The sequence below is a fragment of the Streptomyces sp. NPDC001507 genome (assembly GCF_042894765.1).
Taxonomy (GTDB): domain Bacteria; phylum Actinomycetota; class Actinomycetes; order Streptomycetales; family Streptomycetaceae; genus Streptomyces.
This window is the reverse complement of record NZ_JBIAVV010000001.1, coordinates 631,903-646,206: the sequence shown is the minus strand read 5'-3', so window position 1 is coordinate 646,206 and position 14,304 is coordinate 631,903. Positions and strand designations below refer to the sequence as shown.

At 73.0% G+C, this 14,304-nt stretch carries 13 protein-coding genes and 1 pseudogene; 5 read left to right on the top strand and 9 right to left on the bottom strand.

The window, feature by feature from the left end:
• The first annotated feature begins 101 nt into the window (after positions 1-101).
• Positions 102-2,870, top strand: coding sequence for a hypothetical protein (locus tag ACFY0K_RS03030; RefSeq protein ID WP_390638303.1), 2,769 nt, complete (start codon positions 102-104; stop codon positions 2,868-2,870).
• 33 nt (positions 2,871-2,903) lie between these two features.
• Here the strand turns inward: ACFY0K_RS03030 and ACFY0K_RS03025 are convergent, their stop codons facing one another.
• The 3 genes from ACFY0K_RS03025 to ACFY0K_RS03015 form a co-directional block, all read right to left on the bottom strand.
• Complete coding sequence (locus ACFY0K_RS03025) at positions 2,904-3,299, bottom strand: PPOX class F420-dependent oxidoreductase (RefSeq protein ID WP_390638302.1); 396 nt, start codon at positions 3,297-3,299, stop codon at positions 2,904-2,906.
• A gap of 126 nt (positions 3,300-3,425) precedes the next feature.
• Complete coding sequence (locus ACFY0K_RS03020; protein WP_390638301.1) at positions 3,426-4,181, bottom strand: type 1 glutamine amidotransferase domain-containing protein; 756 nt, start codon at positions 4,179-4,181, stop codon at positions 3,426-3,428.
• A gap of 31 nt (positions 4,182-4,212) precedes the next feature.
• Entirely contained in the window at positions 4,213-5,385 is a 1,173-nt protein-coding gene (locus tag ACFY0K_RS03015; protein ID WP_390638300.1) for a MalY/PatB family protein, read from the bottom strand.
• Positions 5,386-5,575: 190 nt separating this feature from the next.
• Between ACFY0K_RS03015 and ACFY0K_RS03010 the strand changes: the two genes are divergently transcribed.
• Entirely contained in the window at positions 5,576-6,952 is a 1,377-nt protein-coding gene (locus tag ACFY0K_RS03010) for a S1 family peptidase (protein ID WP_390638299.1), read from the top strand.
• Positions 6,953-7,051: 99 nt separating this feature from the next.
• Here ACFY0K_RS03010 and ACFY0K_RS03005 read toward each other — a convergent pair whose 3' ends face one another.
• Together ACFY0K_RS03005 and ACFY0K_RS03000 are read right to left on the bottom strand one after the other, a co-directional pair.
• Positions 7,052-7,207, bottom strand: a complete 156-nt coding sequence (locus tag ACFY0K_RS03005) for a hypothetical protein (RefSeq protein WP_351500593.1) — start codon at positions 7,205-7,207, stop codon at positions 7,052-7,054.
• 153 nt (positions 7,208-7,360) lie between these two features.
• Entirely contained in the window at positions 7,361-8,506 is a 1,146-nt protein-coding gene (locus ACFY0K_RS03000; RefSeq protein WP_390638298.1) for an ROK family protein, read from the bottom strand.
• A gap of 141 nt (positions 8,507-8,647) precedes the next feature.
• Between ACFY0K_RS03000 and ACFY0K_RS02995 the strand changes: the two genes are divergently transcribed.
• The gene (locus ACFY0K_RS02995; RefSeq protein ID WP_390638297.1) at positions 8,648-9,847 is read left to right on the top strand and encodes a Gfo/Idh/MocA family protein; all 1,200 of its coding nucleotides are present in this window, start codon (positions 8,648-8,650) and stop codon (positions 9,845-9,847) included.
• A gap of 41 nt (positions 9,848-9,888) precedes the next feature.
• Here the strand turns inward: ACFY0K_RS02995 and ACFY0K_RS02990 are convergent, their stop codons facing one another.
• A complete protein-coding gene (locus ACFY0K_RS02990) occupies positions 9,889-10,584 on the bottom strand; it encodes a L,D-transpeptidase family protein (protein WP_390638296.1) in 696 nt (231 codons plus the stop codon).
• Positions 10,585-10,799: 215 nt separating this feature from the next.
• Here ACFY0K_RS02990 and ACFY0K_RS02985 point away from each other — a divergent pair.
• Positions 10,800-11,084: pseudogene (locus ACFY0K_RS02985) on the top strand (aspartate aminotransferase family protein); the annotation flags it as partial.
• Here ACFY0K_RS02985 and ACFY0K_RS02980 read toward each other — a convergent pair.
• Complete coding sequence (locus ACFY0K_RS02980) at positions 11,070-11,888, bottom strand: SDR family NAD(P)-dependent oxidoreductase (protein ID WP_390638295.1); 819 nt, start codon at positions 11,886-11,888, stop codon at positions 11,070-11,072. The pseudogene ACFY0K_RS02985 and the gene ACFY0K_RS02980 overlap by 15 nt on opposite strands.
• Before the next feature lie 50 nt (positions 11,889-11,938).
• On the opposite strand from ACFY0K_RS02980, the gene ACFY0K_RS02975 reads away from it, so the two are divergent.
• The gene (locus ACFY0K_RS02975) at positions 11,939-12,475 is read left to right on the top strand and encodes a hypothetical protein (protein ID WP_382721372.1); all 537 of its coding nucleotides are present in this window, start codon (positions 11,939-11,941) and stop codon (positions 12,473-12,475) included.
• A 77-nt stretch (positions 12,476-12,552) separates the two neighbouring features.
• On the opposite strand, the gene ACFY0K_RS02970 is transcribed toward ACFY0K_RS02975, so the two are convergent.
• Positions 12,553-13,182 (bottom strand): MBL fold metallo-hydrolase, encoded by a 630-nt coding sequence (locus ACFY0K_RS02970; RefSeq protein WP_351955097.1) that lies wholly within the window; start codon positions 13,180-13,182, stop codon positions 12,553-12,555.
• Positions 13,182-14,270, bottom strand: coding sequence for an S-(hydroxymethyl)mycothiol dehydrogenase (locus ACFY0K_RS02965; protein WP_390638294.1), 1,089 nt, complete (start codon positions 14,268-14,270; stop codon positions 13,182-13,184). Before ACFY0K_RS02965 ends, ACFY0K_RS02970 begins: the two co-directional genes overlap by 1 nt.
• Positions 14,271-14,304 lie beyond the last annotated feature (34 nt).

Below are 14,304 nucleotides of genomic sequence, written 5' to 3'. Positions count from 1 at the left end.
CTCACAGGCAACCCACAGACTCGGCTCCCCGTCCTCCGGAACGCGAGGGGCTCCCCGGGACGGCCGGGGCGGTCCGTGCTCGCGTTGCGAGGAGGAGAACATTGGTCCGTACCCGGCGCATATGGGTCACCGCGGCGGCGGTGCTCGCGCTCGCGGGAGGAGTGTCCGGTACCACGGCGCAGGCTCAACAGGCCCCGGCCGCAGCCGTGTCCGACGGGAAGCTGCCGCCGGGCTGGCACATCGACCGGGGACGGCAGGCGCCCCAGTTGGTGTGGCGGTCCGGCAGACGGGTGCCGATGGGGGACGCGCGGGTCGAATTCCGCGCGGACGGACGGCTGTTGGGGGCGCCGAAACCGGAACGGGACGGGCACACCTTCCGGCTCGGCCTGGACGGGGCGCGGGCGGGAGCGCTGAAGGACCTTCAGGTCTGGTCCGGCGGACGCCGGTTGGACGCCCGGCCGGGCGCTGCCGTGGCCGGGCCCGCGGCGGCGGTCCGGCCCCCGGCGCCGCTGCCCGCGAACCCGGTGGACCCGGGAAAGCCCGGCCCGTACCGCACGAGAACGGGCTCGTACCGGCTCGCGTCGGTGCGGCTGCCCGGGTTCTCCGTCCCGGTCGAGATGCAGGCCGTGGTGGTCGCGCCCACCGGGATCTCCGGGGCCCGCCCGTTCGCCCTGTTCCTGCACGGCCGCCACGCCACCTGCTACGCCCCGCACGGCGGCTCCGACGACGCCTCCGGCGCCTGGCCCTGCCCGGCCGGGACGCTCCCCGTACCGAGCCACCGGGGCTATCTGCGTGACCAGCGACTGCTGGCCTCCCAGGGTTATGTGACGGTGTCGATCTCGGCCAACGGGATCAACGGCCAGGACTGGCAGGCCGAGGACGGCGGCGCGCAGGCCCGTTCGTCCCTGATCCGGCTGCACCTCGCGCACTGGGCCGACTGGGCACGCGACCCGCGCCACGCGCCCCCGGTCGTGCGCGAGGCACCCCGCGCCGACCTCTCCCGGGTGCTGCTGATCGGCCACTCGCGGGGCGGTGAGGGCGTGAACCGGGCGGCGCTGGACAGCCTTTACCCACCGCCGGCCGGCCAGGACGGCTACCACGGCAGGGTGCGCTGGCACATCAGCGGGACCGTCCTGATCGGCCCGACCGTCTTCGGCCAGAACCCGGTGCCGGACGTGCCGTCACTCACGGTCCTGCCCGGCTGCGACGGCGACGTCTCCGACCTCCAGGGCGAGGTGTACGTCGACGGCACCCGCGCGGTCAGCACGGGCCGGGCCCTGCACAGCGCGGTGTACGTGACCGGCGCCGACCACAACTTCTTCAACACCGAGTGGACGCCCGGGCAGGCGCAGGCCCCCGCGGAGGACGACTTCTCCGACGACCCGGACCACCCGGACCCGGTCTGCTCCCCGCGGGCCGCGACCCGGCTGACCGCCGACCAGCAGCACCGGGCGGGCTCGACGTACATCGCGGCGGCGGCCCGGCTGTTCGTCGCGGGCGACGACAAGGTCCGTCCGCTGCTGGACGGTTCGGGGCGGCGGGCGCCGTCGGCGGACCCGGCGCGGGTACTCGCGCACGCGGTCGGCGCCAACCGCGGTGCCGGGTTCCTGCCGGACGGCAGGGTGACGGTGACCGGTGGCCGGCTGTGCTCGGCGGTCGATCCCGACCCGGCGGTGGCCTGCCTCGGTGAGGGCACCACGGGTGTCTCGCCGCACTTCGCGCAGTGGGAGACGGGACGGGAGGCCGGCCGGCACGCGATCGCGCTGCACTGGACGTCCGCCGGGTCCCCGGCCGGGATCCGGACGGCGCGGCCGGTCTCGCTCTCCGGTGCCGACGCACTCGCGCTGCGGGTCTTCGTGCCGCCGAACTCCCGGGGCACCGCCCTCGACGTGTCCGTCACCGACAGCCACGGCCGGCGGGCCACGCTGGGCCGGGTCCGCGTCGACGGCCTGCCGGGCAGCGACCGCACCGCCTCCTACTGGGCACGCGAACTGCGGGTACCGCTCACCGCCGCCCGCCGGGGCGGGCTCGACCTGCGGTCCGTCACGTCCCTCGGCCTGACGCCGCGTTCGGGGTCCGGACGGGCCTGGCTGATGGACGCCTGGGCCTGGCGTCCGGGCACCCCTGCGGTCCGCGCGGCCGGGCTGCCGCGCGTCGACGTCGGCCGGCTCACCGTCGACGAGGGCGACTCGGGCGTGCGCACCTACCACGTGCCGGTGCGGGTGTCCGGGCGTGGCAGCGGCCAGGTCCGGGTGTACGTCGTCGACCCGGCGACCGGTACCGCGAAGGACCGCCTGGTCACCGTGGTCCCCGGCGGCCACGGCATCGACGTGCCGGTCGAGGTGCGGGGCAACACCCGCTACGGCGCCGACATGCCGTACGACGTGCTGGTCAAGGCCGTCCACGGGGCGGTCGTCGGCTCCTACCGGGGCGGGGTGACCGTACGCAACGACGACCCGGCACCCACCGTCACCGTGACTCCGCTCGCGGACAGGGTGACCGAGGGCTCGGCCCTTAAGTGGCGGATCTCGCTGTCGGAGGCCGCGGACACGGACATCGGCGCGCTGTTCGTGCCGGTGCCGGTCGGCAGCGGCGGCACGGAGCTGTCCACCAAGGACGTCGACCCCGGCTGGCTGGCCGGCGTCTCCGGTGCGGATCCGGACCCGGAGCGGCCGCTGTCCCAGGTGGACGGCCTGTATCTGTGGCTGGACATGCCCGCGGGGCAGACGAGCCTCGACGTGACCGTGCCGACCGTGCGGGACCAGGTCACGGAGCCGGCCGAGTCGGTGACCTTCCGGCAGACCGACGACAGCGGCCACCCGCTGCCCGGCGGGCCGGTGCTCACCGGCACGGTGCTGGACGCCTCGTAGGGCTCCGCGCGCCCTGAGGAGGTCCCGGCCTCCTCAGGGCGCCAGGGTCACCCGGATGCCGACCGTGCCGTCGACGCCCCGGCGCAGCCTGCTGCCGAGGAGGGTGAGGCGGCCGGTGATGCCGTACTTGCGGGCGATGAGGTCGCGGTAGTGGGCCGTGGTGGCCGCGTCGGCGATCTCCGCGGTGGCCGGGACCGGGTCGCCGGTCGGACGCCCCCGCAGGTCGCAGGGGCCGACCTGGACGTCGGCACGGCGACGGATGCGCTTGACCTTGAAGGAGTCGGCGGTCGTCCACACGCCGAGCGCGTCGCCGTCCCGCACCACCCACACCGGGGTGGGCACGGGGGTGCCGTCCTTGCGGTAACTGGTGACCAGCAGGTACTTACCGGCGCCGAGCCGGTCGAGGGCCGTCCCGGTGTTGTCGTCCATGTCCGGAGTCTAGGCGAGTCCGTGCCCCGAAAGGGCGCTGGGGGCGCCCCGGCCGAAGGCTGGGGGAGGAACTGCGCGACCGGCGACGACGGCGCCGCAGACGCAAGACGGCATCTCGCGGCGCCCTCAGCGGAGCGCCCGGTCGAGCAGATCCAGATACCTCCGGGCGAACAGATAAGCGTCACCGGGCCACCGGGCCGACAGATAGGCGCCGTCCTCGACGACGAAGGCGTGCGTGTCGTCGGTCGAGGTGCCACGCCGGGTGAGCTCGCGGGGGCCGCGCTCGAACTGGGCGGCCGGGTCGGCGAGGGCGGCACGCACCTCGTCCTCGACGTAGGCGGGGTAGGTCCGGTAGTAGCGGCCCAGGCGCCACGCGGTGGTCAAGTACGCGGTGCGCTCCATGTACTTGGGCAGGCACGTGGTACGGCGGCCGGCCAGCACGCTGTGCCCGGTCGCCGGATCCAGGGTGCGGGCGAGCACGAGCACGCCGTGGCAGATCGCGCCGACCGGCCGGCCGAGCCCCCAGAACTTCCCCACCTGGTCGCGTAGTTCCGGCGAGCCGAGGTACTGGCGCATGCCGGGCGCGTGGCCGCCGGGCAGCAGCAGCCCGTCGAACCCGGTGACGTCAAGGTCGGCCCAGCCGACCGTGTCGGTGAACTCCGGTGCGGAGGTGAGCTGTTCGTAGAACCGCTTGGGTTCGTCCTCGGCACCGAGCTGGCCGAAGAGGACACCGGTGAGCAGCCGGGGGTCGGCCGCCGGCCGGGTACCGGCGCGTTCGGTGGCGAACACGACCTGGTGGCCGGCCCGGGTCAGCTCCCGCCAGGGCACGGCCACCTCGGTCACGTCGAAGTCCCGGTCGGGAAGCGGCATCAGCACACGCATGCGGCCATGATGTCAGCCGCGCGGTCGCGCCTCACGCGATCGCCGCCGCCATCCGCCGTACCGCCTCCGTGATCACCTCGGGCGAGGTGGCGAGGTTGAACCGGACGTGCCCGGCGCCGCCGGTCCCGAAGGGGAGGCCGGAGTTCACGGCCACCCGGCCGCGGTCCAGGAAGACCTCGGCCGGGTCGTCGCCGAGGCCGAGGGCGCGGCAGTCGAGCCACGCGAGGTAGGTCGCCTCGGCGGGCCGGTACCGGATGCCGGGCAGGTGGCGGTCGAGCAGCCCGGCGAGCAGGCGCCGGTTCTCGTCGAGGCCCGCGAGCAGGGCGTCCAGCCAGGCGGTGCCGTCGGCCAGCGCGGCCGTGTGGGCGATGACGCCGACATGGCTCGGGCCGTGGCTGACCTCCTCCGGCAGCCGGGCGAGGTCGGCTGCGGCGCCCGGCCCGGCGAGGGCGAGCGCGGCCTTGAGGCCCGCGAGGTTCCAGGCCTTGGACGCCGACATCAGGGACAGCCCGCGCTCGGCGCCCGGCACGCTCAGGTACGGCACGAAGCCGACGCCCTGCGCGGTGAGCGGGGCGTGGATCTCGTCGGCGACGACCCGGACGCCGTACCGCTCGGCGAGGGCGGTGACGGCGGTGAGCTCGTCGGCGGTGTGGACGGTGCCGGTCGGGTTGTGGGGGCTGCACAGCAGATAGCCGGCCCGGCCGCCGCCGAGCCCGCGGAAGGCGCCCCCGAGGACGTCGAGGTCGATCCGCCCGTCGGCGCCGAGCGGGGCCTCCACCACCCGCCGGTCCATGTTGCCGACGAACTGGTAGAACGGCGGGTACACCGGGGAGTTGACGACCACCGGGTCACCGGGCCCGGTGACGAGTCTCAGCATCTCGACCACGCCGAGCATCACGTCGGGGACGATCGCGGTGCGGGCCACGTCCAGCCCGTCCCAGCCCCAGCGTTTCGCGGCGAACGCGGCGAGCGCCTCGGCGTAGCCGGTGCCCGCCGGGTAGCCGGTGTCGCCGAGTTCCATCGCGTCCGTGACCGCACGGACGACCGCCGGGGCGAGCGGCACGTCCATCTCGGCCACCCACACCGGGAGCACGTCCGCCGGGTAGGTGCGCCATTTCATGCTGGTACGACATCGCAGCCGGTCGAGGGTGAGGGCGCGCAGCGGGTTCGGTTCGCCCGGATTCTCCTGCGGGATGCTGGTCATGGGCTCAAGATAGGCGGCCGGGGCCGGACCGGGAACGAGGCGTACGGCCGCGCCGCACTGCCACGGGATCGTAAAGATCACTGGCGCTGTGAACACCCTGGGGGCCACCCGCGTATGGAGAGCAGGGCGCTCGACGACCGGAGGGCCCCGCGGTGCAGGCACCGCGCGTTCGGGGTTTCGGGAGCCATGGATGAGGCACGCACGACGACGGGTCGTCCGGCGGGGGACACAGCTGGCGGCGGTCGGCGGACTCCTTCTGGGGGGCGCGATGGTCACCACGGCCATGGCGAGCGAGACACCCGGCACGTCCGCCGTCCCGTTCAGTTCGGGCTCCGCGACCGAGGCCGGCAACACCGGTGCCGCGCTGGTGGCGAAGCTCGGCACCGCCCGCACGGCGGGCAGCTGGATCGGCGCCGACGGCAGGCCGGTGGTCGCGGTCACCGACGCCGAGGCCGCGGCGGCGGTGAAGCAGGCGGGCGCCGAGCCCAAGATGGTGTCGCACAGCATGAACGAGCTGAAGGCGGCCACCGCCACGCTGAAGGCGGCGCCCCGGGTGGCCGGTACCGCGTGGGCGGTGGACTACAAGACCAACCGCGTGATGGTGGAGGCCGACAGCACGGTCTCCGCCTCCGACTGGTCGGACCTGAGCCGGGTCGCCACGGGCATCGGGAGCTTCGTGCAGATGCAGCGCTCCGAGGGGAAGTTCACCACCCGGCTGAACGGGGCGCAGCCCATCCTGTCGACGGGCGGCCGCTGTTCGGCGGGGTTCAACGTCACCAACGGCACCACCGACTTCATCCTCACCGCCGGTCACTGCGGTCCCGCCAACACCATCTGGTTCGACGAGGGCCAGGGCAACAACCAGCAGGTGGGCACCACGATCGACACGCAGTTCCCGGGCAACGACTTCTCGCTGATCCAGTACGCGAACGGGAAGGCCGGTGACAACGCGGACGTGGTCGCCATCGGCAACGGCCAGGGCGTGCGGATCACGGGGGCGGCCGATCCGACAGTCGGCGAGAAGGTGTTCCGCAGCGGCTCCACCAGCGGGCTGCACGACGGCACGGTGACCGCGCTCAACGCGACCGTCAACTACCCGGAGGGCACGGTCACCGGGCTCATCCAGACCAACGTGTGCGCCGAACCGGGCGACAGCGGGGGCCCGTTGTTCTCCAACGGCATCGCGCTGGGGATGACCTCGGGCGGCAGCGGCGACTGCACCACGGGCGGGGTGACGTTCTTCCAGCCGGTGACGCGTGCGATGGCGGCGCTGAACGTGCAGCTGATCGTGACGAAGCAGGCCGCCGGGGGGCAGGCCGCCACGCCCGCGCCGTCCGCGTCGGCCAACCACAGCGCCATCGCGCCGAGCGCGGCCTCGCCGGGTTCGTCGGCACCGGTCACCGGGGACGACACCAGCCTGATCGCCCGGCTCACCGACACCCGCAACGTCGGTCCGGGCCTGCTGGTGATCGGGGGCAGTCTGATCGCGCTGGTGGGTACGCGCTACATCCGCGCGGAACAGGACCGCAAGGCGTACCAGCGCTACTACTCGGCCACGTGGGGCTGACGGGGCGGCGCGAGGTCTGCCGCGCGAGGTCTCGCGAGAAGGGGCACCCGGCCGCTGCGGGTGCCCGGGACGGGCCGGTCAGGCCGTCTGGCCCGGCTGCTACGGGGTCGCCGCCGCCCATTCGAGGACGAGCCGCTGGTACTCCTCGCGCTGCTCGGTGCTCAGTGTCCCGCCCGACCGGAGCCACAGGGCCCGGATCTCCTCGTTGACCTCGTCGGCCGATCGCTCGGTGACGGTTTCAACAGTGGTGGACATGGTGTGAAGCATATGCCGCTCGACGTGAAGGCGCCGTGAGTAAGTACGACCGATACGGACATATCGGACCGTGTTCATCATCACGTCAATGGGTCCGTCACGGGCGGGAGTTCGATGCGGTCCAGCAAGGCCCGCACCTGCGGAAACGGCAGTTCAGCCGCCGGCCCGGCCGAGCACCAGGACCTGGATCGCCAGGACGGCCGCGCCCCGCGCCCAGTCATGGAAGTCGGAGACCTTGGTCTCCAGACCGATCGGGGCGGCGAGCGGATGCCGGTGGGCTCGGACCGCCTCCCGTACCGTGTCGCCGGCCACCTCCATCAGGCCGACCCCCTCCCCGGCCAGCAGGATCTTCTGCGGCATGACGAAGTTGGCGATCTGCGCGAGCAGCGTGCCCAGCGCCCGGCCGGCCTCGCCGACCACCCGCGCGGCCATCGGCTCGCCCGCGGCGGCACCGGCGAGGATCTCCTCGTACGACGCGTCGCGGCCGGTGGCGGCCCGGACCTGGTAGCGGATGCTGGGGATGGTGAGCAGCGACGCGGCGCTGCCGCGCTCGCCCTGCGGGGTGAGCGGGCCCAGGGGGTCGATGATCCAGTGCCGTCCGAAGCCGCGGTCCTCCTCGGCGCAGGGGACCCGCCTGCCGCCGAGCACCAGGCCGTAGCCGATGCCGGCACCGATGGTCAGGACGACGAAGCGGTCGAGTCCGCGGCCGGCGCCGAACCAGGTCTCGGCCTCGACCAGGGCGGCCACGTCGTTCTCCACGACGACCGGCAGCCCGGTGCGCTCCTGGACCAGCCCGGCCAGCGGGACGTCGCGCCAGGACAGGTAGGGCGACTCGCCGACCACCGCGTTCTCGCGCACGAACCCGCCGACGCCGATGCCGATGCCCGCGATCGCGGGGTGGTGGGCGGCGAGTTCGGCGGTCATGTCGGCCAGCAGGTCGGCGACGTACTTGGGGTCGTGGCCGGTGAGGGGCCGGTCGAGGCGGGCGACGATGTCGCTCCGGAGGCTGGTGACGACGGCGTAGACCATCTCGTCGGTGATCTTGAAGCCCAGGAAGGACCGGGACTCGGCGACCACGGCGAGCGGCTGCGAGGGCCGGCCCTGACGCGTCTCCGGGGCGCCCGCCCAAGGGGCCTCGACGAGCAGGCCGGACTCGATGAGCGGCTTGGTGAGGCGGGTGAGGCTGCCCTGGGAGAGGTTCAGCCGACGGGCCAGCTCGGTGCGCGACAGCGGGCCGTTGACGAGCACCTCGATCGCCACGGAGCGCTCCGCGGAGCTCAGCGGCAGCCAGTCGGTCACGGCATTCCTTTTCTTCCGGAGCTGAAGCAACCAAGCCACCCTACTGTGCGCCGCGTGCGCCGCATAAGCGCCCTGCCCGCACCTTCCTGACTTCCTTCCGCCCCTTGACGCCAAGATTCTTCCGCGACGAAAGTAACCTCCATGACTTTCTCACTCGGCATCGTCGGCGCCGGACAGTTCTCCGGCCAGTTCGCCACGCTGTTCCAGGCCCATCCCGGCGTCGGCGACGTGTACGTCACCGACCTGCTGCCCGAGCGGGCGGAGAAGCTCGCCGCCGCCCAGGGTCTGGCGGGCACCTTCCCGTCGTACGAGGCGATGCTGGAGTCCGGCGTCGACGCGGTCGCGATCTTCACCCAGCGCTGGACGCACGGCCCGCTGGTCCTCCAGGGCCTGAACGCCGGCAAGCACGTGTACTCCGCGGTCCCCATGGCGATCACGACCGAGGAGATCGCCGCGATCATCGACACGGTCAAGGCGACCGGGCTGACGTACATGATGGGCGAGACCAGCCAGTACAACCCGGCCACCGTGCACGCCCGCAACCAGATCGCCGAGGGTGCCTTCGGGCGTCTCTTCTACGCCGAGGGCGACTACGTCCACGACATGGACCTCGGTTTCTACGACGCCTACCGCTACAGCGGCGGCGAGAACTGGAAGGCGACCGCCAGCTATCCCCCGCTGCTCTACCCGACGCACGCGGTCGGCGGGGTGCTCGGCGCCTGGCAGACGCACGCGGTGAGCGTGTCGGCGATCGGGGTCGTGGACGACCGCGGGGACGGCGTCTTCGACAAGGAGGTCAGCCAGTTCGGCAACGACGTGTCCAACGCGACCGCGCTGTTCGAGGTGGCGGGCGGCGGTTCGTTCCGCACCAACGAGTTCCGGCGGGTGGGCTACCCGTCCCACATCCGTGAGTCCCGCTTCCGGTTCTTCGGCACGGAAGCGAGCATGGAGCAACTGGCGACGGTGGCCCTGTGGCAGGACAAGAAGGGCGTGCAGGACATCAGCGACCTGCTGGAGCCCAAGCCGACCATGTCTCCCGACGACCCGTCCCTCCAGCACATCGCGCCGGAGCTGCGGGCCGCCTTCACCTCGGGGTCGGCGCCGGTGCACGACCGGGCGCGGCTGCCGCGGGAGTTCGACACGCTGCACAACGGGCACGAGGGGAGCCACCACTTCCTGGTGGACGACTTCGTGACCGCCGTCAACACGCGCGGCCTACCGACGGTCAACGCGTGGGTCGCGGCCCGCTACACCCTGCCGGGCATCATCGCGCACGAGTCCGCGCGGCAGGGCGGGGCCAGGCTGGAGATCCCGGACTTCGGGGACGCCCCGGAGAGCTGAGCCGCGGCCGCCGGCCGGGGCCGGCGGCGGGCCGGGTGCCGTCAGGTGCCCGGCTTGCGGCCGTAGACGTAGACGTCGTCGCCGGTCTTCAGCAGCGACCAGTACTTCTTGGCGGTGGTGGGGGTCATGTTGACGCAGCCGTGCGAGCCCGGCGGGTTCCACATGCTGAGATTCACCGAGTGGAAGGCCTGCCCGCCGTCGAAGAACTGGCTGTAGGGCATCGGCACGTTGTAGACCGACGAGACGTGGTCGATGTCACGCCAGTAGATCTTCTTCAGACCGGTGCGGGTGACGAACCCCTTGCGGCCGGTACGGACCGGGACCGGGCCGTAGACCAGCTTGTTGCCGTCCTGGATCCAGCTCAGCTGGAGCGTGAGGTTGACGCAGGCGATGCGTCCCTTGTCGGTCGGGCACTTGCCGTCCTTGTTGGGCTTGTCCCCGACGGCCTTCTGCTTGTTCATCAGGTCCATCACGCCCCAGGTGACGGGACCCGCGTACCCGACGGCGGGCGTGATGCCGTGCTTGTTCTGGAAGGCCTGGATCGCCTTGCAGTCCGCGGTGGACTGCTTGCCGTCGACCGGCCGCCCGAGGAACTTCTCCACCTGCTTCTGGTACGGCCCGGCCTGCGTGGTGCAGCTCGCCGCCAGCGCCGGAGCGGAGGTGAGGGCGAGTGTGAGCGGCGCCACCAGCCCGGTGACGCCGAGAACTACGGCACTTCGTCTGCGTATGTCCCCCATGTGATGCCTGTCTCCTTCTCCTGTGCTGTGGTCTCGTCGTACTTGACCGCGCGATGCGCGGCATTGGTTGTAGCCCGGGGCGGGCTGTGACGAAACGGTTAACTTAACCGCCGCGGCCGCCGCTGCCGGCATCGGTCCACTTACCCGGAAGTGGCCCGCGCCACAGCGTCGTGGCCGACCTGGTGTGCGGTTGATGCACCCCGCACTCGCCGCACGCCGAGGCCGTCCGCCTCGGCGCCGGCGTCGAGGAGTCGTCCGGCCTGCGCCTGCTCGCCCCGGTCCGGCTCAACGTCGTCTGCTTCACCCTGGCCGAACAGCCCACGCAGGCAAGGGTGGCCGCGCCGGCCCGGGCGGTCGCCGCGTCCGGGGAGGCGTTCCTGACGCCGACGGTGTGCCGCGGCGTCCCGGCACTGCGGGCGGCGTTCAGCAACTGGCGGACCGCCGAGGGCGACACCCGGCGGGTGCTGGCCGCCCTCGCGGCCGCCTCAGCCGCGCTCTGAGCCGAGCCGGGCCTCCCGGTGCGGCCGCAGCGCCGCGTGGAAGCCGCCGTGCACGGCGGTGAGTCCGCCGTCGACGCTCAGGGTGGTGCCGGTGATCCAGGCGGCGTCGCGGGAGGCGAGGAAGGCGACGGCCGCGGCGACGTCCTCGGGCTCGCCCACCCGGCCGAGCGGGTACAGCGAGCGGACGGCGTCGAGTTCGCCGTCCCGGCCCGCCCAGGCCGAGGTGCGGACCGTGCCCGGCTCCACCAGGTTGACCCGGACCCCGCGCGCGGCCGCGTGCCCGGCGAGGGTGCGGGTCAGCGAGCCGAGGCCGGCCTTGGCGGCGCTGTAGGCGTGGTTGCCGAAGTCGGCGCGGGCGTTGACGGAGCCGATGCTGACGATCGCGCCCCGGCCGGAGGCGGCGAGATGCGGGAGGGCGGCGCGGCAGCAGCGGTGCACGCCGGTGAGTGTGATGTCGAGGTCGAGGGCCCACGCGTCGTCCGGCTGGTCCTCGAAGAGGGGGAGGTCCGGGGTGCAGTGCGCGGCGCAGTTCACCAGGACGTCGAGCGATCCGAAGACGCCGACGGCGCGCTCGACCGCCGCCTCCACCGAGTCCCGGTCGGCGACGTCACAGGCGGACGCCTCGACCGCCAGGCCCTGTTCGCGCAGCGCGGCCGCCGTCCGCTCCGCCTCGGGCAGGTCCCGGTCGGTCGCCAGCACCCGTGCGCCCTCCTCGGCCAGCCGGCGGGCGACGGCCGCGCCGATGCCGCGGGCGGCGCCCGTGACGAGAACTCCGTATCCGGCAAAGCGAGTCAGTCCGGTCATGACGACGACCGTACGGGGCGGACGATCAACAGGACAGATACCGTGCGCACATGACCGCGTTCTTGCAGCAACTCCCTGCTCTGATAGGCGTCGTGATCGGCGCCCTCGGTTCGTATCTCGCGGTGGTGCGGGGCGACCGGGCACGGTTCCGGCGGGAGCAGGAGGCGCGCTGGGAGGAGCGGCGGCTTGCGGTGTACAGCGAGTACGCGCGGGCGCTGAAGAAGACGGTGAACCTCACCTACCGGGTAGCCGCCCATCTCGGCAACGACCCGCATCCGCACCCGATCTCCCCGGCCGAGGCCGAGCCGCAGCTGGCGGCGGCCACCGACGGCCGTGATCCGGCCGGGGAGGCGCTGATCATGCTGGGCAGCCGGGAGGTGGTGGAGCAGGCACGGGAGTGGGTGACCGCGGTGATGGCGATGGAACGGTTCATGCGCTCCGGGACGGTCGACCCGGACGCCTGGCAGGACCTGCTGGCGCGGCAGCGGGCCTGCCGGGAGCGCTACTACACCGCCGTACGCGAGGACCTCGCGCTGCCTCCGGGGCACCCGGCGCTCTGGCCCACCCGGCCGGCGTCCGACGGCTGAGGGGCGTGCCGGTTCGCGGCGGCGGTTCCGCGGTGGCCGGTGGCGGGCCTCCCGCGGAAGCCGACGTCACGTGCGGGTCAGTGCCCCCGGGCGATCCACTCCGCCAGCTGCGGTGCCTCGGCGCCGATGGTGGTCGGGTCGCCGTGTCCGGTCAGGACCTTCGTCTCCGGCGGGAGGGTGAGGAGCTTGTCCCGGATGGAGTCGATGATCGTCGGGAAGTGCGAGTACGACCGCCCGGTCGCGCCGGGGCCGCCCTGGAAGAGGGTGTCCCCGGTGAAGACGACGCCCAGGCCGGGGTCGTGGAGACAGACCGCGCCGGGCGCGTGGCCCGGCGTGTGCAGGACGGTCAGGTCGGCGCCCGCGGCCTCGATGACCAGCCCGTCGGACAGGTGGTTGTCGGGGTCGCGGTCGGGGTGGGTGAGCTTCCACAGCGGCAGGTCGTCGGGGTGCAGCCAGATCTTGGCGCCGGTGAGGTCCGCGAGGGCGGGCGCGGCGTCGATGTGGTCGTTGTGGGCGTGGGTGCAGACGATCGCCTTCAGGACGCGGTCGTCGACGGCCTCGGCGATGGCGCGGGCGTCGTGGGCGGCGTCGATGACGATCACTTCGCGTTCGTCGCCGACGATCCAGACGTTGTTGTCGACGTCCCAGGTGCCGCCGTCGAGGGTGAACTGGCCGGAGGTGACGAGGCGTTCGATGCGGGTGGTCATCACAGCACCACCACCGAACGCAGCACGTCGCCGCCGTGCATCCGCTCGAACGCCTTCTCCACCTCGTCGAGCTGGATGGTCTCGGTGACGAAGGCGTCCAGCGGCAGCCGCCCCTGCAGGTGCAGGTCGATCAGCATGGGGAAGTCCCGGGAGGGCAGGCAGTCGCCGTACCAGCTGGACTTCAGGGCGCCACCGCGGCCGAAGACGTCCAGGAGCGGCAGCTCCAGCTTCATCGCGGGGGTGGGCACGCCGACCAGGACGACGGTGCCGGCGAGGTCGCGGGCGTAGAAGGCCTGCTCGTACGTCTCCGGGCGGCCGACCGCCTCGATGACGACGTCGGCGCCGAAGCCGCCGGTCAGGCCGCGGATCGCCTCGACGGGGTCGGTCTCGCGCGAGTTGACCGTGTGGGTGGCGCCCAGGGAGCGGGCCGTCTCCAGCTTCCGGTCGTCGATGTCGACGGCGATGATCTTCGCGGCGCCCGCGAGGCGGGACCCGGCGACCGCCGCGTCGCCGACCCCGCCGCAGCCGATCACGGCGACCGAGTCGCCCCGGCCGACGTTGCCCGTGTTGATCGCGGCGCCGATGCCCGCCATCACCCCGCAGCCGAGCAGGCCGGCGACCGCCGGGGAGACGGCCGGGTCGACCTTGGTGCACTGCCCGGCGGCGACCAGCGTCTTCTCGGCGAAGGCGCCGATACCGAGGGCCGGGGCGAGCTCCTGGCCGGTCGCGGCGAGGGTCATCTTCTGCTTGGCGTTGTGGGTGTTGAAGCAGTACCAGGGCCGCCCACGCAGACAGGCCCGGCACTGGCCGCACACGGCACGCCAGTTGAGGATCACGAAGTCACCGGGCGCGACGTCCGTGACGCCCGCGCCGACCGACTCCACCACCCCGGCGGCCTCGTGGCCGAGCAGGAAGGGGAACTCGTCGGTGATGCCGCCCTGTTTGTAGTGCAGGTCGGTGTGACAGACCCCGCAGGCCTGCACCTGTACGACGGCTTCGCCCGGCCCCGGGTCGGGCACCACGATCGTCTCGACCCGCACGGGCTCGTCCTTGCCCGGTGCGATCACGCCGCGTACTTCCTGCGCCATGGGCCTGCCCTTTCGTCGCTCTGCTGACGTGCTG

What these genes read in the sequence shown, in the direction of transcription:
- ACFY0K_RS03025 (WP_390638302.1), bottom strand. Translation starts at nt 3,299, where the DNA reads ATGGACGACAACACCGGGACGGCCCTCGACCGGCTCGGCGCCGGTAAG.
- ACFY0K_RS03020 (WP_390638301.1), bottom strand. Translation starts at nt 4,181, where the DNA reads ATGCGTGTGCTGATGCCGCTTCCCGACCGGGACTTCGACGTGACCGAG.
- ACFY0K_RS03015 (WP_390638300.1), bottom strand. Translation starts at nt 5,385, where the DNA reads ATGACCAGCATCCCGCAGGAGAATCCGGGCGAACCGAACCCGCTGCGC.
- ACFY0K_RS03010 (WP_390638299.1), top strand. Translation starts at nt 5,576, where the DNA reads ATGAGGCACGCACGACGACGGGTCGTCCGGCGGGGGACACAGCTGGCG.
- ACFY0K_RS03005 (WP_351500593.1), bottom strand. Translation starts at nt 7,207, where the DNA reads ATGTCCACCACTGTTGAAACCGTCACCGAGCGATCGGCCGACGAGGTC.
- ACFY0K_RS02995 (WP_390638297.1), top strand. Translation starts at nt 8,648, where the DNA reads ATGACTTTCTCACTCGGCATCGTCGGCGCCGGACAGTTCTCCGGCCAG.
- ACFY0K_RS02990 (WP_390638296.1), bottom strand. Translation starts at nt 10,584, where the DNA reads ATGGGGGACATACGCAGACGAAGTGCCGTAGTTCTCGGCGTCACCGGG.
- ACFY0K_RS02980 (WP_390638295.1), bottom strand. Translation starts at nt 11,888, where the DNA reads ATGACCGGACTGACTCGCTTTGCCGGATACGGAGTTCTCGTCACGGGC.
- ACFY0K_RS02975 (WP_382721372.1), top strand. Translation starts at nt 11,939, where the DNA reads ATGACCGCGTTCTTGCAGCAACTCCCTGCTCTGATAGGCGTCGTGATC.
- ACFY0K_RS02970 (WP_351955097.1), bottom strand. Translation starts at nt 13,182, where the DNA reads ATGACCACCCGCATCGAACGCCTCGTCACCTCCGGCCAGTTCACCCTC.
- ACFY0K_RS02965 (WP_390638294.1), bottom strand. Translation starts at nt 14,270, where the DNA reads ATGGCGCAGGAAGTACGCGGCGTGATCGCACCGGGCAAGGACGAGCCC.